Raw genomic sequence first — 19,909 nt, 5'->3', positions numbered from 1 at the left:
TTTTACATGTTTCCCATACGCGCCAGCAGTTGTTGCAGCACTTTTTCCGTGGTCGCCAGCGCGTCAGGATCGATTTCTTTCAGCAAATCGGTACGCAGCGCGTCGGCTTCGGTTTTCACCATTGAAAAGGCCTGATTGCCCTTCTCGGTTAATATCAGCAGCCGCTTGCGGCGATCCTCCGGCGGCTGAACGCGCGACAGCAGACCCTGCTTCACCAGCCGGTCGATAAGGGGCACCATGCTGGCGTCTTCCAGGCCCAGCATCTGCGCCAGTTCGGTCTGGGTCAGCGGACGCGTTTCGCTGGCAATCAGGCCGATCGCCATCCAGCTGCTCATGCTCAAGCCACTGTGTTTAAGATGGCGATCCACTGCGAGTCGCCAGGCGTGTGCGGTCTGATAAAGCAAATGGGTAAAAGTTTTATAGTGGAGAGTCAAAGTGTAGCGACCTAATGGTTAGACATCTAACTAAAAGAATGCGTTATTATACGCGGAGCGAATTGCTAATGAAAATAGCACATGCCGTTAAACAATGGCGCGCCCGTTACTGGCTTTTTAACGTCATAGTGATACCAGCAAATAGTTAACGCGGAGATCGCGATGTCCGATTCTAACCCTGACTGGATAGATTTGCGCCGTGACGCGCCGCGCGGCATTGAGGCCATCCGCGCCCATTTTACCGGCCATGCCTACGATCCGCACTGGCACGACAGCTATCTGATCGGCGTGACAGAACAAGGCGTGCAGCAGTTTCATTCGCGCCGCAAACAGCACCACAGCCGCCCCGGCACAGTATTTATGCTGGAGCCGGAAGAGCTGCATGACGGCGATGCCATTGATGCGCAGGGCTTTACCTACCGCATGCTCTATCTCTCTCCGCAGCAGGTCATACAGCAACTGACGCCGCTGACCGCCGGGAGCGGAAGCGAACTGCACTTCGCCGCCACGCTGCGCGACGATAAGCAGCTTGCCAGCGCCGTCTGGCACTGTTTTGACGCGCTGTGGCATAACCACCCGGAACTGATTAAAGAGGCGATGCTGGATCGTCTCTTTTTACAGCTGAGCCAGCATCCGCTATGGCGCAGCGAAACGCCCTCAGCGCAGCGCGATCGGCGGCTGGCGCAGCAGGCGCGCGACTGGCTGATTGCCCACCATGCGCTGAATCCAGGCCTTCAGGCCATGGCCGATGCGCTGAACGTCGATCGCTTCCGCCTGTCGCGCCTGTTTCAGGCGCAGTGGGGACTTCCCCCTCACGCCTGGCTGGTGCAGTGGCGTCTGGCGCAGGCGCGTCGCCAGCTGGCGGCGGGCAGCGCGGCGGCGGACGTGGCCGCCAGCCTGGGCTTTGCCGATCAAAGTCATCTGGGCCGCTGGTTTAAACGCGCCTGCCATCTGACCCCGGCACGCTATCAGCAGGCCTGCACAAATCTTCCAGACGCTAATTAATCGCCTTGTCACAATGCGCTTTTCAAACAGGAGAAGTGCTATGCAAGACCTTCGCTGCGTCATGATTCTTCAACGCGATCTCGCGCCGGGAAAAGCGGCCAATGCCGCCGCCGTTATCGCTCTTACACTGGGCCAGCGCCATGCCGCGCTGGTCGGCGACGCGTTACAGGACGCCAACGCCTGTTACTTTCCCGGCCTGATCCCGTCTGGCATTCCCGTGCTGGCCGCCAGCCACGCGGAGATGGACGCCCTGCGCCTGCGCTGCGCGGAAACGTCCTGCGATCTGGTGCTGTTCCCTGAGCAGGGACAAACCACGACGGACTATGCGGCGTTCAGCGCGGCAATGCGCGACCTGCCCGCGACAGAATGGCGATTGCTTGGGCTGGGCCTGGTAGGAGAGAAACAATCTGTCCGAAAACTCACCTCAAAGTTAACGCTGTTTAGTTGATAATTTACAGGCAAGAGGCAATGTTTTTTTGCTGGACAATCTGGTAGACGCCTCGTTGTACAAGCAACCTGTACAGGTTTTCTTCATCCGGATTTAAATATATGTAGTTGATAATAAACATATAGCACAAATTGCTTAATATCTTACTTGTGCCTGTACACCTTCTTTGTATAACTTTACCTCCCATGAATCGGATAACGATTCCGTAACGAATGATGCGGTTGCGTCGCCTCTGAAGGTGTCAGTGGATTTCCACCTTCAGAGGTCCTTTTTTTACCTGTCTGATAATCTGGGACCCTTTGCATCTGTCCATGTAAGGGGATTTTCATCGTAATTTGTCCTGATATCCGACCTGGAAGTTCGGGCTGTTTTTAAGGGCTAACACATGCAAGACGCCATTCCGCAAACTGATACTGCGATTGCTGACTATTTCAACACAGCGGCTAATAAAGCGGCCAGCGAGATGGAAGTGCTGGGATTACTTGTTGCTGAGATCTTGCAGGCGGGCATGCCTGTGACCAACAAGGCGATTATTTCTAAGCTCATTCACCGGCTGGAGCTGGAGTCAGACGTGGTAACGCTCAATATCTACCGCCAGCTGCTTGAACTGGTGGTGCATAAAACGCCTGACGATTTTTCCGTATAACGCCGACTCCAGGGAGGGAGTCAGACGGCTTTTCCGTGATAGCTGGCAAATTTTCTCGTCACCCATTACTCTCTGCTGCTTAATTTCTTCTTCGTTCTCCATCTCCACTGCGAGAACACATTATTAAAAGAGCCTGCACAGTTATGAGTCATCCCAATGACGCTGCCGCGCCCCATGCCGTCGACAGCGATCTGAGCGTCGGTCGGGTTTTGCGTTCCCCTGCCCTGCTTACTCGCGAGTGTCTTGCCGGTATCATTACCGCGCTGGCGCTGATCCCAGAGGTTATCTCCTTTTCCGTTATCGCCGGCGTCGATCCCAAAGTCAGTTTAATCGCGTCCGTTGTGCTCTGCCTGACGCTGTCGGTGCTGGGCGGCCGTCCGGCCATGGTCACGGCCGCAGCTGGTTCGGTGGCGCTGGTGATCGGCCCCATGGTGCACGCGCACGGCGTCGCCTACATTCTGCCCGCCGTGGTGCTGGGCGGCGTAATCCAGATCCTGTTTGGCGTCGCCGGGCTGGCGCGCATGATGCGCTATATTCCGCGTTCGGTCATGCTGGGCTTCGTCAATGCGCTGGGCGTGCTGATCTTCTTTGCCCAGGTGCCGCACGTCTGGGGGCAATCTTCGCTGGTGTGGCTGCTGTTTGCCGTTACGCTGGCAATCGTACTACTGCTGCCACGCGTGCTGAAAAGCATCCCTGCGCCGCTGATCGCCATTGTCGCCGTTACCGCCGCGGCCTGGCTGCTGGGCTGGCGCGTGCCGGATGTAGGAGATGAAGGCCCGATGAGCGCCGGTTTGCCTGGCCTCAACGCCTTGCAGGTGCCGCTTGACCTGACCACGCTGCATATCGTCTGGCCGACGGCGCTCAGCATTGCCTTTGTTGGCCTGATGGAGTCGCTGCTGACCGCTAAGCTGGTTGACGATTTGACCGATACCCTCTCCAGCAAACGCCGCGAATCCTGGGGGCTGGGCATTGCCAACATTCTGGCCGCGTTTTACGGCGGGATCGCCGGTTGCGCGATGATTGGCCAGACCATTGTTAACGTTGAGCTGGGCAAAGCCCGTACGCGCGTCTCAACCCTGGTTGCCGGCCTGGTGCTGCTGCTGCTGGTGACCGGTTTAAGCGCGGTAATGGCGAAAATCCCGATGGTGGTTCTGGCGGGCATTATGATGGTCGTCGCCGTGAAGACAGTGAACTGGCACAGCCTGCACCCTGCTACGCTGAAACGCATGCCCTGGTCGGAAACCCTGGTGATGGCGCTGACCATCGTAGTCACGGTCTGGACCGGCAACCTGGCGCTCGGCGTGCTGGCGGGCGTTATCGCCGCGATGATGCTGTTTGCCCGCCGTATCGCGCATGTGATCCACGCTGAGCGCGAACTGAGCGCTGACGGTCAGTCGGTGCGCTATACCGTGCGTGGTCCGCTGTTTTTTGCCAGCAGCAACGATCTGTTTGAGCATTTCGACTATGGCCGCGATCCGCAGCAGGTCACTATTGATTTGACCCACGCGCAGATCTGGGACGCCTCCTCGGTGGCCGCGCTGGATGGCATTGAATATCGCTACCAGCGACATGGCGCGCAGGTCACGCTTATCGGGCTGGATACGCGCAGTAACGCTTTTCATCGCCGCCTGAGCGGCAAGCTGGAGTAAGAGACGGTAATAAGCAAAGGCAAGGATGCGGCGCCAGCCGCATCGCTGTCAGAGGGGTTTAACCTGACGACGGGCCTTGTAGCGCGCCACCAGCGTGGTCATCGCCTGATAAATCAGGCCGGCGTACAGGCTTTTCACTACCACCATTCCCGTTTCCATCCCCTCTTTTTGCCAGAAGCAGAACCACATAAACAAACCCCACAGCAGGGAAAACAGCAGCCAGCCTTTAATGAATTTTATGACGCCCTGCATGTTGTGTCCTTCTTAAACGGCGCGGCCCGTGCCGCGTGACAGAGGCGTGAAAATACCCTATACGGCGGGGCTTTGCACACCCCGCTTAGTGAGATGAGAGGCGGGTCAAACTTCTGCTCCGCTGAATTAACGCTTTTTCAGACTGGTGCCCTGACGACAGCCTGCTACGCTTTAATTTCATTGCATTTTTATGCTTTTGTTTTTCAATACCGGAGAATGAGGTGGCAACGATGAATAATGTGAAGAAAGGGATCTGCATTACGCTGGCGGTGCTGGCGCTGGCGGGCTGTATGCATCGCAGCGATGCGATTAAATCGGATGGTCGTCCTCATGCGCCAAGCGGTCAGGCATCGCCGGGCGGCACGCTGGGTTCAGGTCCGGTAGGACAGCCGCAGTCATAATGCTAAAGCCCGGCGTTCGCCGGGTTTTTTCTGCGCGGCAAAAACAAAAAAACCGCCCTGAAGGCGGTCACGACATTGCTTACTACTGCTTTGTTTTAATTCGAAATTTCAACCGGTAGAGATGGTGCCCGGGGCGGGACTTGAACCCGCACAGCCATACAGCCGAGGGATTTTAAATCCCTTGTGTCTACCGATTTCACCACCCGGGCAGGGTGTAAAGTGGAGGCGCGTCCCGGAGTCGAACCGAGGTGGACGGATTTGCAATCCGCTGCATGGCCACTCTGCCAACGCGCCTTTATCTCTGCTGCCGCCAGGCTATCCTGACAGGCGAATCTGGAGCGGGAAACGAGACTCGAACTCGCGACCCCGACCTTGGCAAGGTCGTGCTCTACCAACTGAGCTATTCCCGCATTGTTCAGCAATTTACTGGAACCTGCTGATTTTCTTTATCTTCTGGCAGCCTTGCCGCCGTTCGATGCGTTGCATTCTACTGACCTGACGCACTGAGTCAACAGAATTATCCTCACAAAGCATCCGTTTGCTGCTTTTTAAGTCGCTTCGATCAGCTATCGAGCAAATCTCCGCGCGCCGCGCTCAAATACTGGAACATTGACCAGAATGTCAGCACCGCAGCGATGTACAGGGCGACCACGCCAACGGCGATCACCGTGGTATCGGGACGCCACAGCAGCGCCACCAGCGACAGCATCTGCGCAGTGGTTTTAACCTTGCCGATCCAGGAAACCGCGACGCTGCTGCGCTTGCCAATTTCCGCCATCCACTCACGCAGCGCCGAGATAATAATTTCACGCGCAATCATGGTCGCCGCCGGCAGCGTGATCCACCAGGAGTGAAAATATTCGGCGACCAGAACCAGCGCAATGGCCACCATCACTTTATCGGCAACCGGATCGAGGAAAGCGCCGAAGCGTGTAGTTTGCTTCCAGCGGCGCGCGAGAAAACCATCAAACCAGTCGGTTACCGCCGCAATCACAAAAATCAACGCGGTGGCGAAAGGCGCCCAGTAGAACGGCAGATAGAAAGCCAGCACGAAAAATGGGATGAGGACGACTCGAAACAGGGTGAGACACGTCGGAATGTTAAATTGCATATGCCGGTAACTGTCTGGAATGGGTAGAATTTCCCCTATGTTCCTACATTGCCTCACCCGTTTCAATGCTAGTGTTTTAGCGAATGGTATATTTTTTCCGCCAGAGCGAACGAAATTCCCGGCACATTAGCGATCTCTTCCACCGTAGCGTTCATCAGCGGTTGCAGGCCCCCCATATACTTGAGCAGCTGCTGGCGGCGTTTTGGACCTATACCTTCGATGCTTTCCAGGGCGCTGGTATTCTTCACTTTAGCCCGTTTTTTACGGTGGCCCGAAATCGCATGATTGTGAGCGTCATCACGAATATGCTGAATGACATGCAGGGCGGCGGAGTCCGGCGGCAGCGACACCCCCTCGCCTTCCGCTTCGAAAAACAGAGTTTCCAGCCCTGCCTTACGATCGCTGCCCTTCGCAACGCCCAGCAGAATGGGTCTGGATTTGTCCCACTCCACCTCCAGCTCGGCGAACACCTGTTTCGCCTGTGAAAGCTGGCCTTTCCCGCCGTCAATTAAAATGACGTCAGGGATTTTATCTTCCTCCAGCGCCTTGCCATAACGGCGACGCAGCACCTGGTTCATCGCCGCATAGTCATCACCCGGCGTAATGCCGTCGATATTGTAGCGGCGATAATCGCTGCGCAGCGGCCCGTTGGCGTCAAACACCACGCAGGAGGCAATCGTCTGCTCGCCCATGGTGTGGCTGATGTCAAAGCACTCCATGCGGTTGATCCGGTCAAGCTCCAGAAACTGCGCCAGCGCCGCCAGACGTTGCTGAATAGTTGAGTGCTGAGAAAGCCGCGTAGTCAGCGCTGTCGCCGCGTTGGTGCGCGCCAGCTTGAGATAGCGCGCGCGATCGCCTCGCGGTCTGGTCTGAATATTAACGCGACGTCCCGCCAGTTCGCTTAGCGATTCAGAGAGCAACTCGCGCTCCGGCAGATTGAAGTCCAGCAAAATTTCTCCTGGCAGGGTGCGCGCTTCGCTGCCCTGAAGGTAGAACTGCCCGACAAAGGTCTGGACCACTTCCGCCAGTTCGGTATCAGCCGGCACTTTGGGAAAATAGCTGCGGCTGCCCAGCACCTTACCCTGCCGAATGAACAGAACGTGCAGACAAGCCATACCGGCGTCATAGGCGACGCCCATTACGTCCAGGTCGTCTCCCTGATTGGAGACAAACTGTTTTTCGGTAATACGGCGCACGGCCTGAATCTGATCGCGCAAACGCGCCGCCTCTTCAAAGCGCAGGCCGACGCTGGCCTCTTCCATGCGCTTCACCAGCATATTAAGAACCTGATCGTCTTTACCCGATAAAAACAGCCGCACATATTCGGTCTGCTGCGCATACTCTTCTTCGCTGACCAGCCCGGCGACGCACGGGCCAAGGCAGCGCCCAATCTGATACTGAAGGCAAGGTCTGGAGCGATTGCGATAGACGCTGTTTTCACACTGGCGAATCGGAAACACTTTCTGCATCAGCGCCAGGGTTTCCCGCACGGCGTAGCCGTTAGGAAAAGGCCCGAAATATTCGCCTTTGGCGTGTTTCGCGCCGCGATGATAGGCCAGACGCGGATGGGTATCGCCGCTGAGAAAGATAAAGGGATAGGATTTGTCATCGCGCATCAGCACGTTGTAGCGCGGCTGATAGAGCTTAATGTAGTTATGCTCCAGCAACAGCGCTTCAGTTTCGGTGTGCGTAACGGTGACGTCTATATGATGGATATTGCTGACCAGCACCTCAGTTTTTCGGCTGCCGACGTGGCTACGAAAGTAACTGCTGAGACGCTTCTTGAGGTCTTTGGCTTTTCCAACATAGATCACGGTGTCCGAAGCATCGTACATGCGGTACACGCCCGGCTGACTGGTCACCGTGCTGAGAAAGGCTCTGGAATTGAAAACTTCACTCACTACTGATTAACGGCTCCGCATTGTACAGGCCATGTCGAATGGCCAAATGCGTTAACTCTACGTCGCCGCTGATGTTCAGCTTACTGAACATGCGATAACGATAGCTGTTAACGGTTTTAGGGCTGAGATTGAGCTGCTCGGAAATTTCCGTCACCTTTTGCCCTTTGGTGATCATCAGCATAATCTGCAATTCCCTTTCCGACAAACAGCTGAAAGGAGATTCCGCTTTTTGCGGTTCAATCTGGCTTAACGCCATCTGCTGCGCAATATCGGATGCGATGTAGCGCTGGCCCGCGTGAACAGAGCGGATTGCGCTCACCACCTCCTGCGGCGCGGCGCCTTTGCTGAGATAGCCAGCCGCCCCGGCCTGCATCACTTTGGCAGGCAGTGGATTTTCGGTATGGATCGTCAGCATGATGATTTTGATGTCTGGATTGAAGCGCACGATTTTGCGCGTGGCTTCCAGCCCGCCGATGCCGGGCATGTTCATATCCATCAGAACCACATCCACCACATGCGAGCGGCACCATTTGACCGCGTCCTCACCGCAACAGGCCTCTCCCGCGACCACAAGACCTTTCATATCTTCCAGTATGCGTTTAATACCAGCGCGTACCAGTTCATGGTCATCAACAAGAAGAACACTGATCAACGGGAAGCACTCCACAGGCAAAATAATGGGGTAAAATGTGGTATTCAGAGTGCGCATGATACCTGCTTTTTCACCTGATGAACATCAACCCACCAAATGTAAGGTTGTATTCGATGATTTACATCAACGCTTTTAACCTTGTTCACAAATAGGAAGCAGGCGGAGAAAAGACCCTGCGCCCAATTTTAATTACTCTTATATTTCAATAAGATAATAAATACGCGCCTGTTTTTAAATTTTCGCGCCTAATTGTTGTCAGCTCACCTTGTGAAAATAATTCATCTCAATTGCTAAATACTATTTCTTATCTGTTTAATATCTGTTGTTGCTGGTGTTACTGGCGCAGCGCTTTGCTTCCAGAGACAGGCGCCGCCCTGTGATATACTCAGGCTCGGCCGTGCGGATCATGCCGTCACGAGAGAGTAACCACTAAGGAGAATACAATGAGCGATGAAGATTTTGCCACCTCGCACGAGACGACAAAGCTGGCCGATGAAGTCGCCTGCCTGAAAATGATGGTGACGCTGATTCTGAAAGGAATGGGCCAGGCAGATGCCGGTAAGGTGATTATCAATATGGAGCGCTACGTCCAGACACTGGGCGATAAGCCGCAGGCGGAAGTGTTCAGCAATACCATTAAGCAGATTAAAACCGCGTATCGTCAGTGATGCGTTCGCCCCCGCCCTGCGCGGGGGCGCGCTGTCAGGTATGTGACTGCCAGTTGACCGAGACGCCCAGCGAGGGCAACACTTCTTCCGGACTAAAACGCCGCGTGCCACGATACTTCTCCGCCAGCGCGGGCTGGGAAACGGGAATGCGAATGGCGAACAGATTATCTTCCGACTGTATCAGGCCCGGCGTCAGCGGTTCATAGGCAACCTGATGCTCCTCAAACATCTTCTCCAGCATGGGCGTCGCCGAACTGATTAAAAACTCCATTCCGTTAAGTTCAGCCAGCTGTACGGCGTGCCAGAGCAGGTTAAACGGCAGCTCCGCATCAATGTCCAGCTTCGCCGAAAAGCGCGACATCTCCCACACTTTCTCGTGGCTAAAGGGCACCACCAGCCCTTCGCTCTGTTCCGGCTCCTGCCACGGCATTAGTCGGGCGCAGCCGCTGATGCCATCGCGCGCGTTCCAGGCCAGCAGCCAGGTGACATCCGATCGATCGAAACGGTCATACTCCTGGCCTGGCGTACTGAGCCGCGGCGGAATGGACCAACCTTCTCCTCGCGCAAATACGCTATAACGGTAGCTGCCTAACTCGGCCAGCAAAGAGGACGGCATATCCTTTAACTGGGTTTGAATTATTTTCATCATGCGCCCCTGACATCCTCATGTTTGCACTGATTAACGCTACGCCTGCCTGGCAAGGTTCCGGCGCAGGGTAGACAACTGCCACCGGCAACGTAACTACTACATTTAGTAGTTGTCATTTTCTATATCAGACCAATTGCCGCCGCATAACAGGCAATTTGGGTTTTATTGGAAACATTAAAACGCTTTTGCATGTTTTTCTGGTGAAAATTTACCGTGTGTTGGGAGATAGCTAAAATAAGCGAAATCTCGGCCGACGTTTTACCCTCTGCGGTCCATTTTAAAATCTCCAGTTCGCGCTGACTAAAATCGTTTTTCAGTACCATCAGCGTATCATCGGAAAATCGTTGCAGCGAGCGCAGGCTCAGCTCCGCCAGAAAGTGTAGTTTTACTTCCAGCTCGGTGTGCAAATGTTGCGTTTTGTCAGCCTGCCGGGATGCTATAGATAATATACCAATGGCGCGATTTGATGCCATCGCAGAGCAGGAAAATCCACTGTTCAGACCATGCTCCTGGGCTTCTTTCCACAGATCCCCGGCCGCAGAAAAGAGGTCGCTGCTCCACTCTACGCCGCGTCCTGGCTGCTGGCATAACACTAACACTGGATCGACTGCGTAATAGTTTTTTTGCTCATAGCGCGTAATCCATGCTTTCGGATAAGTGCTATGCAAAAAAATCCGCGGTCGGGTAAATGGCACAGGATGCTGGATCAAAAAAGCATAGCTATCGAAACCTAAAGAGACGACAAGCGTCTGAATAAGAGATTTCAATTGCTCGGTGCTATTAATCGCCTGAAAGTGTTGTTCCGTCTCTCTGCGCCAGATGAAATAATTGTCAGTATTCATATTGCCTCGGCGTTATCCTCACGCTGATGCGTCTGGTTATTGAGGTTATGCATTTTGAAAAAAATTAATTTTTTAAGACAAAAAAGTTTTATTGAGAAAAAAACAGGCGCGCAAGTAAAACGACTCAACGTCCGGTATTGATGTTTTACTTAACACGAGTTACCTGCGCTTCTCACAAAGCAATCTCATTCACAGCATTATCGTCGCCGCAAAAACAGAATAAGATTTTTCTGATGTAGATTCAATCTCAGCAAACAGATTAAATTTGCACACATTGACCAGCGTTCAGCATGGCTATTAAGTGAAATTAATCCATTACCCTCCTTTATTTGCCGATCCGGGCTTAAGGTATTCTAAAGGCCAATAATTATTACCGGCTGAAAAGAGTTTAGCTGATTACCGCTTCGCTTATGAGTCTACAATGTCAGCGCGTCAAAATTAAAGCTACGCTTAATAGCTGAGACTTTCCTGTTACTCTTTGCGCATGGCCTGACAGCAGAAAGCGAGCCTGCCCGTCAGTAACCGGCGCGCATTAACATTTGCAGGTGGGACACACTATGTTGAATCAGCTGGCATTACCCTTCCTTGTTCTGGGCGGCTGTACCGCTCTGATGATCCTTAAAGATATTTTTCGCCATCCTCATCCTGTGGGAGTGATGAATATCATCTGGCCGCTGACCGGACTTTATATGCCGTTTTTTGGCTGGCTGGCCTGGTGGTATCTTGGCCGAAAACCCTCGCGTCAGCTTAAGCTTGCCCTACTGGTTCCCCAAAAACGGTCCCGCCATGCGAACTGGCAAACCCTGTTTATTTCCACGTCGCTGTCAGCAGCAGCCTGTATTTTCAGCGAACTGCTTACTCTGCCGATTATCACCACTTTGAATCATTATCATTTCGCCACGCCGTTATGGATGCAGGCCATTATATGTCTCTCTATTTCTCTGATTAGCGGCCTGTTTTTACAATTCATGGCGATAAAACAGCGCGAATCGCTATCCGTCTGGCGCACCCTGCTGGCGGCGTTTCGCTCTGAAACTTTTCCCCTGCTGATTTTCCAGACCGGCGTTTTTCTCTTTATGGGACTGGCCCTGAAATTTGTGCTTAATCAGCAAATTGACCCTTTGTTAACCGCCTTCTGGTTTATGTTGCAGCTTGCTACCTTAACCGGATTTGTATTTTCCTGGCCTGCTAATCATTTTCTCATTAAGCGGGGTTTAAATCCGGCGGTGTAATTCAGCGACAGTATCCTGCGCCGCGCATGCCGAAATGAAAATGGCTGGCATGCGCGGCATTATAATCCGGCCCAAGCGCATTGCCGAAATTATTACATCCCTCCTGCCAGAGCTGATGCAGTAACAGCGCTTTATTTTCCGGCTCGGTCCAGTTTTTTCCAACGTCCAGCCGCTCTCCATTCCTGAGCTGAAAGCCCGTTACGTCCCAGGCCTCGGCGCTGGCATGTTCGCTCAGCCGCCCTTCCGCGCGGTGATAGATATTGCGGCAGGCGTAGCTGCCCACATGATTTATCCGCGCCAGCGACAGAGCGGGCTGCAACTGCTGAAGCCGCCGCTGACTCCGCAAAACATACATGGTGCTGGCCACCGCCATCGGACAGCTGGCAAGAAAACTGCTGCTTAAGCTGACGCTGCCGAAGCGCTGGATGCGTAGCGGATGATTCAGCGGGCAGGCGCCCGTAACGTCGGGACGCGCGCTGAAGGTCACGTAACCGGCCTGTTCGGCGCGACGCATCACGTCAAGGCAGGCTTCAGGATGCGTCTCCAGCCGCTTAAGTTTGTAACGCGTTACCCATCCAGGCGGATCGGTGACCGCCAGCGGCGTGAAGGGGTTGAACCGGGCAGGCAGATGCTGCTTGATCCAGGGCAAACTCCACCAGCCGAGGGCCGCCAGTATCAGCAACACAATAAGTGCGCGCATTCCTTTCTCGCAGCAGCTTGATTTAGAGAACAAAAGTGTAGAAGCTACGCGCCGGTTTAGCGCTGTTAAAAGCGCATTTCGTTTAAAACCGCAGCGTTATGCTGCAAGTTTGTGCCGCGTAAAGATTTTATGACAGGTGAAAAAGCGGTAAAGGCGTGGTTTGTATAAAAACCATTGGCGAGCTTTTGTCGTATTCCTCTATCTTATGCCAACTTGCCCTAAGGCAGTCATCACAAACAGCCAGTAGAGCTGACACAACATCAGACAGGATTAACACTTTTATGGTAGATCAAATCAAAGAAGCCGTTGCTGAGCAGGAGAACCCTGACAAGCTACGGCGCAACCTCCACAACCGTCACATTCAGCTTATCGCCATTGGCGGCGCTATCGGCACCGGCCTGTTTATGGGCTCTGGTAAAACCATTAGCCTGGCGGGTCCCTCGATCATTTTCGTTTATATGATCATTGGCTTTATGCTGTTTTTTGTTATGCGCGCCATGGGCGAGCTGCTGCTCTCCAACCTGGAATATAAATCCTTTAGCGATTTCGCTGCGGATTTGCTGGGTCCCTGGGCAGGCTATTTTACCGGCTGGACCTACTGGTTTTGCTGGGTCGTCACCGGTATTGCCGACGTTGTCGCCATATCCGCCTATTTTCAGCTCTGGTTCCCTGGTTTTTCCGTCTGGATGAGCGCCCTGCTGTGCGTATTTGTCTTCCTTGCGCTAAATATCGCCACGGTGAAAATGTTCGGTGAAATGGAATTCTGGTTCGCCATCATCAAAATCGTCGCCATTGTGGCGCTGATCGTGACCGGCATAGTGCTGGTCAGCCTGCATTACCCTTCGCCGGGCGGCGGCACCGCATCGCTGAGCAACATATGGGATCACGGCGGTCTGTTTCCGAAAGGGCTCAGCGGCTTTTTTGCGGGCTTCCAGATTGCCGTCTTCGCCTTCGTCGGCATCGAGCTGGTTGGCACCGCAGCGGCGGAAACCCATGATCCGCATAAAGTGTTGCCGCGCGCCATTAACGCCATTCCGCTGCGCGTCATTATGTTTTATGTGCTGGCGCTGATGGTCATTATGGCGGTGACGCCCTGGACGCAGGTGCAGGCGGATCGCAGCCCGTTTGTCGAAATGTTTGTGCTGATCGGCCTGCCCGCGGCGGCCAGCATTGTTAACTTTGTGGTGCTGACCTCGGCGGCCTCTTCCGCTAACAGCGGCATCTTCTCTACCAGTCGTATGCTGTATGGTCTGTCGCAGCAGGGCGTGGCGCACCGGGCCTTTGGCCGCCTTTCCGCGCGCGCCGTGCCGACGGCCGGTCTGTTTTTCTCCTGCCTCTGCCTGCTGGCTGGCGTGGCGTTGATTTACCTGATCCCGGACGTGATGACGGTGTTCACTATGGTGACCACGGTATCAGCGATTCTGTTTATGTTCGTCTGGACCATTATCCTGTGCAGCTATCTGGCCTACCGTAAAAAGTACCCGGAACGCCACGCGGCATCGGGTTTTAAAATGCCGCTGGGCAAGCTGATGTGCTGGGTCGTGATGGCATTCTTTGTCTTCGTGCTGGTGCTGCTGACGTTGCAGGACGATACCCGTCAGGCGCTGATGGTAACGCCGTTGTGGTTTGTGATGCTGGCCGCGGGCTGGCTGCTGCGCCGTCGCGCGGCGCGTTAAGACGTTGACTGCCGCCGCATAGCAGGCGCCGCTGACTAAAAGACGCGAGGCACGAACCGACGCGCAAAGCGTTCCGCAATCGGGACAGCGCGTTCGGTTCATGCCTTCGGTCAGCGCGCCCGGCTATGCGGTTCTTTTACAGTCGCTCACCCAGGGCGCTAAAGGCGCGTCCCAGCGAAGGTCGTGAGGATGGCAGCCGTTCAGGATGGGCGGCAGGCGACTGCGGCGTGCCCAGTCCAAAGGTAAAGGTATAGTTTTCTCCTTCCCCCATGCGTAGATCGGCAATGGTAATCTGCCCCGCCTGCTCGCGCATCGCGTAAAAACCGTGACTAAACCAGGCCACGCGCTCGGCATACCAGTCGCCTTTTAGCTGCGCGAACAGTTCCGGATAACGAGGATGCCAGCTAATTTTCAGCGGTCGCGCTGGCGACAGCAATGACCAGTAGGCTTCGCCATAGCGCTCGCCGTCGATGATCACTGTGCGCCACACCAGCGTGTTAAAAGCGGTTGGCGTCACCAGCACCTTGTCGTCAGGCACCTGCTGCTGCGCCAGCGACTGCTTAATTTGCCAGCCGGCCACGCTCTGAATCACCAGACTCCATGCCAGATAGCCGGTACTGAGCGCCAGCCCGGCGCGGTTCCAGCGCAGGCCGCTTGCGCCACCGCGCCGTAGCGCTACCGCCACGCCGATCAAAAGCGGCAGCGTATAGAGCGGATCGATAATATAAATGCTGCCAACCGCGTAAGGATGATCCGTAAGCGGCAAGCCCAGCTGCGTGCCGTAAACCGTCATTAAATCCAGCAGCGGATGGGTAATCAGCGCCAGCCAGACGGCCAGCCACCACTGCTGCCAGGGGACGCCCCGCCGGACAATGCCGGCGACAAGCCAGGCCAGCAGCGGCGACGCCAGCGTCAGCCACAGCAGCGCATGACTTTCGGTACGGTGCAGCGTCATATTTCGAATGGCGTCGCCGTGATCGATAAACACATCCAGGTCAGGCAGGGTGCCGCACACGGCTCCCACCGCGGCTGCCTGCCAGAGCGGCACGCGCCGCCCCATCGCCGCCAGGCTGACCGACGCGCCAAGCACCAGCTGTGATACAGAATCCATCGCTCTCTCCCTCGCCGATAAAGCAGCCATAGCCGCCGCGAAATTAGCGCACGCGGATCCCTTCAATAATCATGCGCTGGACGTTTTCAACCGTTTCATCAAAAAAGCGGGGATCGCTCAGCGTCTGCCCCGTGATAGCTTCAACCTGACTGGCGAAATCCGCATAGTGCTGCGTCGCGGCCCACAGCATAAAAAAGAGATGCTGCGGCTGGACGCCAGCCAGACGGCCCTCATCAATCCAGCGCTCGACGATAGCGGCTTTGTCATCCACCAGCTGCTTGAGATCCCCTGCCAGTTCGCCCTTGAGCAGCGGCGCGCCTTGCAGCATCTCCAGACAGAACAGGCGGGAAGCCTGCGGATAATCGCGCGACACCTCAAGCTTCAGGCGGATATAGCGACGAATAGCGCTCAGGGGATCCATGTCATGCTGTAAAGCGCGCAGCGGCGCCAGCCAGACGTCGAGGATCTCTTTCAGTACGGCGATATAGAGCGCTTCTTTCGAGGGATAATAGTAGAGCAGGTTCGTTTTTGAGACATCGGCGCGCTCGGCAACCTGGTCAAGACGCGTGCCGTGAATACCGAACTGGGAGAAGAGCGCCAGCGCGGCCTCCAGGATTGCGGCGCGTTTCGCAGCGGTGGCGCGTGCACGACGCGTCGGTTTTTTTTCATCAGTTTTCACAGCCTTGCCTCACTCCTTAAGCGTACAGGCATCATAGCAAAGCCATTTCGCCCTGCCCAACCCGGTCGCTGCACCTTTTTCGCCCAGCCTGCCTGCAAAATGTGCAGCGATTTTTGACCAGATGGTCCATAACGGACCAACTGTTCTGCCTTTCTTTGACGCCTTCAAGATTAACCTTTTGTTAATAAATGCATTTTATTTTGTGGCACAGCCTTTGCAATCTGGTTATCAAGCGCCGCTGTCAGGGAAGACGCAGGAAGCCGCGTCGCGCACGAAACCGTTTATCGACAGGCAAAGAGGGTTTGATATGAAGATTGGCGTATTTATTCCGATTGGTAACAACGGCTGGCTTATTTCCACCCATGCTCCGCAGTACAAGCCAACGTTTGAACTGAATAAAGCGATTGTGCAGAAGGCCGAACATTATCAGTTCGACTTCGCGCTCTCCATGATCAAGCTGCGCGGCTTCGGCGGCAAAACCGAGTTCTGGGATCATAACCTGGAATCTTTCACGCTTATGGCAGGCCTGGCCGCCGTGACATCGCGTATCGAAATCTATGCCACCGCCGCCACCCTGACTCTGCCGCCCGCGATTGTGGCGCGCATGGCGTCAACCATCGACTCTATCTCCGGCGGCCGTTTTGGCGTCAATCTGGTGACCGGCTGGCAGAAACCGGAATATGAGCAGATGGGCATCTGGCCGGGCGATGACTACTTCAGCCGCCGCTATGACTACCTGACGGAATATGTCACCGTGCTGCGCGATTTATGGGGCAGCGGCCAGTCCGATTTCAAAGGCGAATTTTTTACCATGAACGACTGCCGCGTCAGCCCGCAGCCGCAGAAGCCCATGAAGGTCATCTGCGCCGGCCAGAGCGATGCCGGAATGGCGTTTTCTGCTCAGCATGCCGACTACAACTTCTGCTTCGGCAAAGGCGTCAATACGCCGGCGGCCTTCGCCCCGACGGCCGCGCGCATGAAACAGGCCGCCGACAAAGCGGGTCGCGACGTCGGCTCCTACGTGCTGTTTATGATTATCGCTGCCGACAGCGATGACGCGGCGCGCGCGAAATGGGAGCACTACAAAGCCGGCGCCGACGAAGAGGCGCTGGCCTGGCTAACCACCCAAAGCCAGCAGGACAAGCGCTCCGGCAGCGACACTAACGTACGTCAGATGGCCGATCCCACCTCCGCCGTCAATATCAATATGGGCACGCTGGTTGGCTCATACGCCAGCGTGGCGCGCATGCTGGACGAGGTCGCTCAGGTTGAGGGAACCCAGGGCGTGCTGCTGACGTTCGATGATTTCCTGCAAGGCATTGAAGATTTTGGCCAGCATATCCAGCCGCTGATGCAGTGCCGCAGCCAGATTAACGACAACAGAGAGGTTGCCTGATGAGTACCGTTTACTGCGCCCATACCCCGACGCTGCCCCAGGTTGAACTGCCTGCGCGCCCGGAAGCCATCGCCTTTCCGCCCACGCAAAGCGCGCTGATCGTGGTGGATATGCAAAACGCCTATGCCAGCGCGGGCGGCTATCTCGACCTGGCGGGCTTCGATGTCTCGGCGACGGCGCCCGTTATTGAGAAGATCCATCAGGCCGTCACCGCCGCGCGCGCGGCTGGCGTGCAGATCATCTGGTTCCAGAACGGCTGGGACAGCGAGTATGTTGAGGCGGGAGACGCCGGTTCGCCCAACTTCCACAAATCCAACGCGCTGAAAACCATGCGCAAACGCCCTGAGTTACAGGGCACGCTGCTGGCGAAAGGCGGCTGGGATTATCAGCTGGTGGACGCGCTGCAACCGCAGCCGGGCGACATCGTGCTGCCGAAACCGCGCTACAGCGGCTTCTTCAATACTCCGCTCGACAGCATTCTGCGCAGCCGCGGCATACGCCATCTGATCTTCACCGGCATCGCCACCAACGTCTGCGTGGAATCAACGCTGCGCGACGGCTTCTTCCTGGAGTATTTCGGCGTGGTGCTGGAAGACGCCACGCATCAGGCGGGTCCGGCCTTTGCCCAGCAGGCGGCGATTTTCAATATCGAAACCTTTTTTGGCTGGGTCTCCAGCGTGGACGCCTTTTGCGAAAGCCTGCAGAGAACTCAGGAGTAATATCATGCCGAAATCTGTGATTATCCCGCCGGGCACCAGCACGCCGATCGCCCCTTTTGTGCCAGGCACGCTGGCTGACGGCGTGGTCTATGTCTCCGGTACGCTGCCGTTCGACAGCGAGAACAATGTGGTGCACGTCGGCGATGCCGCCGCCCAGACGCGTCACGTACTGGAAACCATTAAGCGCGTGATCGAAACCGCGGGCGGCACGCTCGACGACGTCACCTTTAACTCTATCTTTCTTACCGACTGGCAGAATTACGCCGCCATCAATCAGGTCTACGCCGAATACTTCGCCGGAGATAAACCGGCGCGTTTCTGTATTCAGTGCGGTCTGGTGAAGCCCGACGCGCTGGTGGAAATCGCCAGCGTGGCGCATATCGGCCAGCGGGAGGCGTGATGCATCTGGATATTCTCGGCCTTCAGAACGCGGATGCGCCCACGCTGGTGCTGTCGTCCGGCCTGGGCGGCGTGGCCAGCTTCTGGCAGCCGCAGCTGGCGGCGCTCGCCGCGCACTATCGCGTGGTGGTCTATGACCAGCGCGGCACCGGCCGCAGCGCGGAGCCGCTGCCAGCGGAGTACGACATGACCATGATGGCCGGGGAGCTGGCCGAGGCGCTGGCGCAGCGCGGCATTATGCGCTTCGGCGTTATTGGTCACGCGCTCGGCGGTCTGGTGGGGCTTCAGCTGGCGCATGACTACCCAGAACGCGTGACGCGCGTGGCGGTGATCAACGGCTGGCTGCGTCTGCATCCACACACGCGACGCTGCTTTCAGGTGCGACAGGATCTGCTGCTCAACAGCGGCGTAGAGGCTTTTGTCCGCGCGCAGCCGCTGTTTCTCTATCCGGCGGAGTGGATGGCGCAGCATTCGCAGCGTCTGGCGGAGGAAGAGAGGCTGCATATCGCCCATTTTCAGGGGCGCGACAACCTGCTGCGTCGCCTGAATGCGCTGATGCGTGCCGACTTTACCTCGCTGGCCGCGCGCATTTCGCAGCCGGTTCTGGCGATTTGCAGCCAGGACGATTTGCTGGTCCCCTGGAGCTGCAACGCCGGGCTGGCCAGCGCCCTGCCCAACGCGCAGACCATCAGTATGGCCTGGGGCGGACATGCGATGAGCGTGACCGACGCTGAGGGTTTTAATTCGCTGCTGTTGCAGTGGCTTAACCAGACCGAAGCCGCGCCCCAGCGTGCGGCGAGCTAAGGAGACAATGATGAGCGCGCTTTCCCTTTCACCCGAACTCAACCTGGTCGAGAAGCAGACGTTTCGCGACGGCATGGCGCGCCTCGGCGCCGCCGTCAATATCATCACCACCGACGGGCCGGCCGGTCGGGCCGGCTTTACGGCCTCTGCGGTGTGCAGCGTCACCGATACGCCTCCGACGCTGCTGGTGTGCCTGAATCGCTCGGCCTCGGTATGGTCGGTGTTCGACGCCAACCGCCAGCTTTGCGTCAATACCCTGGCCGACGATCAGGAAGCGCTCTCTACCCTGTTCGGCGGCAAAACGCCGATGGCAGAGCGGTTTCAGGCGGCACAGTGGCGCACTGGCGCGACCGGCTCGCCGATGCTGGAGGGCGCGCTGGTGTCGTTCGACTGCCGCATCAGCGAAATTACCCAGGTAGGCACCCACGATGTCCTGTTTTGCGAAGTGCTGGCGCTGACGCTCAGTCATGAGCGGCACGGGCTGGCCTGGTTTGATCGAAACTACTCGCCGCTGCGGCGGCGAGATCTGTGCTAA

Annotated in this window: 23 protein-coding genes and 3 tRNA genes; 13 read left to right on the top strand and 13 right to left on the bottom strand. The window is 56.2% G+C overall.

Annotation, left to right across the window (positions count from 1 at the left end; translation table 11 throughout):
- Positions 1 to 2: 2 nt before the first annotated feature.
- Positions 3 to 434, bottom strand: coding sequence for a MarR family winged helix-turn-helix transcriptional regulator (locus tag BBB56_RS18645; protein ID WP_123802431.1), 432 nt, complete (start codon positions 432 to 434; stop codon positions 3 to 5).
- 162 nt (positions 435 to 596) lie between these two features.
- Between BBB56_RS18645 and BBB56_RS18640 the strand changes: the two genes are divergently transcribed.
- From BBB56_RS18640 to BBB56_RS18625, 4 genes are all read left to right on the top strand, one after another.
- The gene (locus BBB56_RS18640) at positions 597 to 1,439 is read left to right on the top strand and encodes an AraC family transcriptional regulator (RefSeq protein WP_123802430.1); all 843 of its coding nucleotides are present in this window, start codon (positions 597 to 599) and stop codon (positions 1,437 to 1,439) included.
- 40 nt (positions 1,440 to 1,479) lie between these two features.
- Positions 1,480 to 1,887, top strand: coding sequence for a DUF2000 domain-containing protein (locus tag BBB56_RS18635; RefSeq protein ID WP_123802429.1), 408 nt, complete (start codon positions 1,480 to 1,482; stop codon positions 1,885 to 1,887).
- A 385-nt stretch (positions 1,888 to 2,272) separates the two neighbouring features.
- Positions 2,273 to 2,533 carry a biofilm/acid-resistance regulator YmgB/AriR gene (locus BBB56_RS18630; protein WP_123802428.1) on the top strand — a complete coding sequence of 87 codons (261 nt, stop codon included), beginning with the start codon at positions 2,273 to 2,275 and terminating at the stop codon, positions 2,531 to 2,533.
- 143 nt (positions 2,534 to 2,676) lie between these two features.
- A complete protein-coding gene (locus BBB56_RS18625; protein WP_123802427.1) occupies positions 2,677 to 4,182 on the top strand; it encodes a SulP family inorganic anion transporter in 1,506 nt (501 codons plus the stop codon).
- 48 nt (positions 4,183 to 4,230) lie between these two features.
- On the opposite strand, the gene BBB56_RS18620 is transcribed toward BBB56_RS18625, so the two are convergent.
- Complete coding sequence (locus tag BBB56_RS18620; RefSeq protein ID WP_123802426.1) at positions 4,231 to 4,434, bottom strand: DUF6404 family protein; 204 nt, start codon at positions 4,432 to 4,434, stop codon at positions 4,231 to 4,233.
- Positions 4,435 to 4,655: 221 nt separating this feature from the next.
- Here BBB56_RS18620 and BBB56_RS18615 point away from each other — a divergent pair, with 221 nt between their 5' ends.
- Complete coding sequence (locus tag BBB56_RS18615) at positions 4,656 to 4,835, top strand: hypothetical protein (protein WP_123802425.1); 180 nt, start codon at positions 4,656 to 4,658, stop codon at positions 4,833 to 4,835.
- 122 nt (positions 4,836 to 4,957) lie between these two features.
- Here the strand turns inward: BBB56_RS18615 and BBB56_RS18610 are convergent.
- From BBB56_RS18610 to uvrY, 6 genes are all read right to left on the bottom strand, one after another.
- A tRNA-Leu gene (locus tag BBB56_RS18610) sits at positions 4,958 to 5,044 on the bottom strand.
- Positions 5,045 to 5,055: 11 nt separating this feature from the next.
- Positions 5,056 to 5,129 (bottom strand) — tRNA-Cys (locus BBB56_RS18605).
- A 40-nt stretch (positions 5,130 to 5,169) separates the two neighbouring features.
- Positions 5,170 to 5,245, bottom strand: a tRNA-Gly gene (locus BBB56_RS18600).
- 152 nt (positions 5,246 to 5,397) lie between these two features.
- Positions 5,398 to 5,946 carry a CDP-diacylglycerol--glycerol-3-phosphate 3-phosphatidyltransferase gene (gene pgsA, locus BBB56_RS18595; protein WP_120451941.1) on the bottom strand — a complete coding sequence of 183 codons (549 nt, stop codon included), beginning with the start codon at positions 5,944 to 5,946 and terminating at the stop codon, positions 5,398 to 5,400.
- Between the two features lie 68 nt (positions 5,947 to 6,014).
- Positions 6,015 to 7,847 (bottom strand): excinuclease ABC subunit UvrC, encoded by a 1,833-nt coding sequence (gene uvrC / locus BBB56_RS18590; RefSeq protein ID WP_123802424.1) that lies wholly within the window; start codon positions 7,845 to 7,847, stop codon positions 6,015 to 6,017.
- Positions 7,840 to 8,499, bottom strand: coding sequence for a UvrY/SirA/GacA family response regulator transcription factor (gene uvrY / locus BBB56_RS18585; protein ID WP_123802447.1), 660 nt, complete (start codon positions 8,497 to 8,499; stop codon positions 7,840 to 7,842). The genes uvrC and uvrY overlap by 8 nt, the downstream gene beginning before the upstream one ends.
- A 443-nt stretch (positions 8,500 to 8,942) precedes the next feature.
- Between uvrY and BBB56_RS18580 the strand changes: the two genes are divergently transcribed.
- Positions 8,943 to 9,167, top strand: coding sequence for a DUF2594 family protein (locus tag BBB56_RS18580; protein ID WP_123802423.1), 225 nt, complete (start codon positions 8,943 to 8,945; stop codon positions 9,165 to 9,167).
- Positions 9,168 to 9,201: 34 nt separating this feature from the next.
- Here the strand turns inward: BBB56_RS18580 and BBB56_RS18575 are convergent, their stop codons facing one another.
- Together BBB56_RS18575 and BBB56_RS18570 are read right to left on the bottom strand one after the other, a co-directional pair.
- Positions 9,202 to 9,813 carry an acyl-homoserine-lactone synthase gene (locus tag BBB56_RS18575; protein ID WP_123802446.1) on the bottom strand — a complete coding sequence of 204 codons (612 nt, stop codon included), beginning with the start codon at positions 9,811 to 9,813 and terminating at the stop codon, positions 9,202 to 9,204.
- A gap of 122 nt (positions 9,814 to 9,935) precedes the next feature.
- On the bottom strand, positions 9,936 to 10,658 hold the full coding sequence (locus tag BBB56_RS18570; protein ID WP_123802422.1) for an autoinducer binding domain-containing protein: 723 nt from the start codon (positions 10,656 to 10,658) through the stop codon (positions 9,936 to 9,938).
- Positions 10,659 to 11,215: 557 nt separating this feature from the next.
- Here BBB56_RS18570 and BBB56_RS18565 point away from each other — a divergent pair.
- Positions 11,216 to 11,890: a DUF4396 domain-containing protein gene (locus BBB56_RS18565; RefSeq protein WP_123802421.1), complete on the top strand. Its 675-nt coding sequence runs from the start codon at positions 11,216 to 11,218 to the stop codon at positions 11,888 to 11,890.
- A gap of 1 nt (position 11,891) precedes the next feature.
- Here the strand turns inward: BBB56_RS18565 and BBB56_RS18560 are convergent, their stop codons facing one another.
- Complete coding sequence (locus BBB56_RS18560) at positions 11,892 to 12,590, bottom strand: extensin-like domain-containing protein (RefSeq protein ID WP_123802420.1); 699 nt, start codon at positions 12,588 to 12,590, stop codon at positions 11,892 to 11,894.
- A 281-nt stretch (positions 12,591 to 12,871) separates the two neighbouring features.
- Between BBB56_RS18560 and cycA the strand changes: the two genes are divergently transcribed.
- Positions 12,872 to 14,266 (top strand): D-serine/D-alanine/glycine transporter, encoded by a 1,395-nt coding sequence (cycA, locus tag BBB56_RS18555; protein WP_123802419.1) that lies wholly within the window; start codon positions 12,872 to 12,874, stop codon positions 14,264 to 14,266.
- A 136-nt stretch (positions 14,267 to 14,402) separates the two neighbouring features.
- Here the strand turns inward: cycA and BBB56_RS18550 are convergent, their stop codons facing one another.
- Both BBB56_RS18550 and rutR read right to left on the bottom strand, forming a co-directional pair.
- Positions 14,403 to 15,377, bottom strand: a complete 975-nt coding sequence (locus BBB56_RS18550) for a metal-dependent hydrolase (protein WP_123802418.1) — start codon at positions 15,375 to 15,377, stop codon at positions 14,403 to 14,405.
- A 43-nt stretch (positions 15,378 to 15,420) separates the two neighbouring features.
- A complete protein-coding gene (rutR, locus tag BBB56_RS18545; RefSeq protein WP_123802417.1) occupies positions 15,421 to 16,056 on the bottom strand; it encodes an HTH-type transcriptional regulator RutR in 636 nt (211 codons plus the stop codon).
- 307 nt (positions 16,057 to 16,363) lie between these two features.
- On the opposite strand from rutR, the gene rutA reads away from it, so the two are divergent.
- Genes rutA through rutF form a run of 5 tightly spaced genes read left to right on the top strand, consistent with a single transcriptional unit; the run spans position 16,364 to position 19,909 of the window.
- Positions 16,364 to 17,452, top strand: coding sequence for a pyrimidine utilization protein A (rutA, locus tag BBB56_RS18540; protein WP_123802416.1), 1,089 nt, complete (start codon positions 16,364 to 16,366; stop codon positions 17,450 to 17,452).
- Positions 17,452 to 18,171: a pyrimidine utilization protein B gene (rutB, locus tag BBB56_RS18535; protein WP_123802415.1), complete on the top strand. Its 720-nt coding sequence runs from the start codon at positions 17,452 to 17,454 to the stop codon at positions 18,169 to 18,171. Before rutA ends, rutB begins: the two co-directional genes overlap by 1 nt.
- A 4-nt stretch (positions 18,172 to 18,175) precedes the next feature.
- The gene (gene rutC / locus BBB56_RS18530) at positions 18,176 to 18,571 is read left to right on the top strand and encodes a pyrimidine utilization protein C (RefSeq protein ID WP_123802414.1); all 396 of its coding nucleotides are present in this window, start codon (positions 18,176 to 18,178) and stop codon (positions 18,569 to 18,571) included.
- Positions 18,571 to 19,374 (top strand): pyrimidine utilization protein D, encoded by an 804-nt coding sequence (rutD, locus tag BBB56_RS18525; RefSeq protein ID WP_123802413.1) that lies wholly within the window; start codon positions 18,571 to 18,573, stop codon positions 19,372 to 19,374. The genes rutC and rutD overlap by 1 nt, the downstream gene beginning before the upstream one ends.
- A 10-nt stretch (positions 19,375 to 19,384) precedes the next feature.
- Positions 19,385 to 19,909 (top strand): NADH-dependent FMN reductase RutF, encoded by a 525-nt coding sequence (rutF, locus tag BBB56_RS18520; protein ID WP_123802445.1) that lies wholly within the window; start codon positions 19,385 to 19,387, stop codon positions 19,907 to 19,909.

This window comes from Candidatus Pantoea deserta, assembly GCF_003813865.1.
Classification (GTDB): Bacteria; Pseudomonadota; Gammaproteobacteria; order Enterobacterales; family Enterobacteriaceae; genus Pantoea; species Pantoea deserta.
Note: the sequence above shows the minus strand (reverse complement) of the source record. Positions and strands in the feature narration are given on the sequence as shown.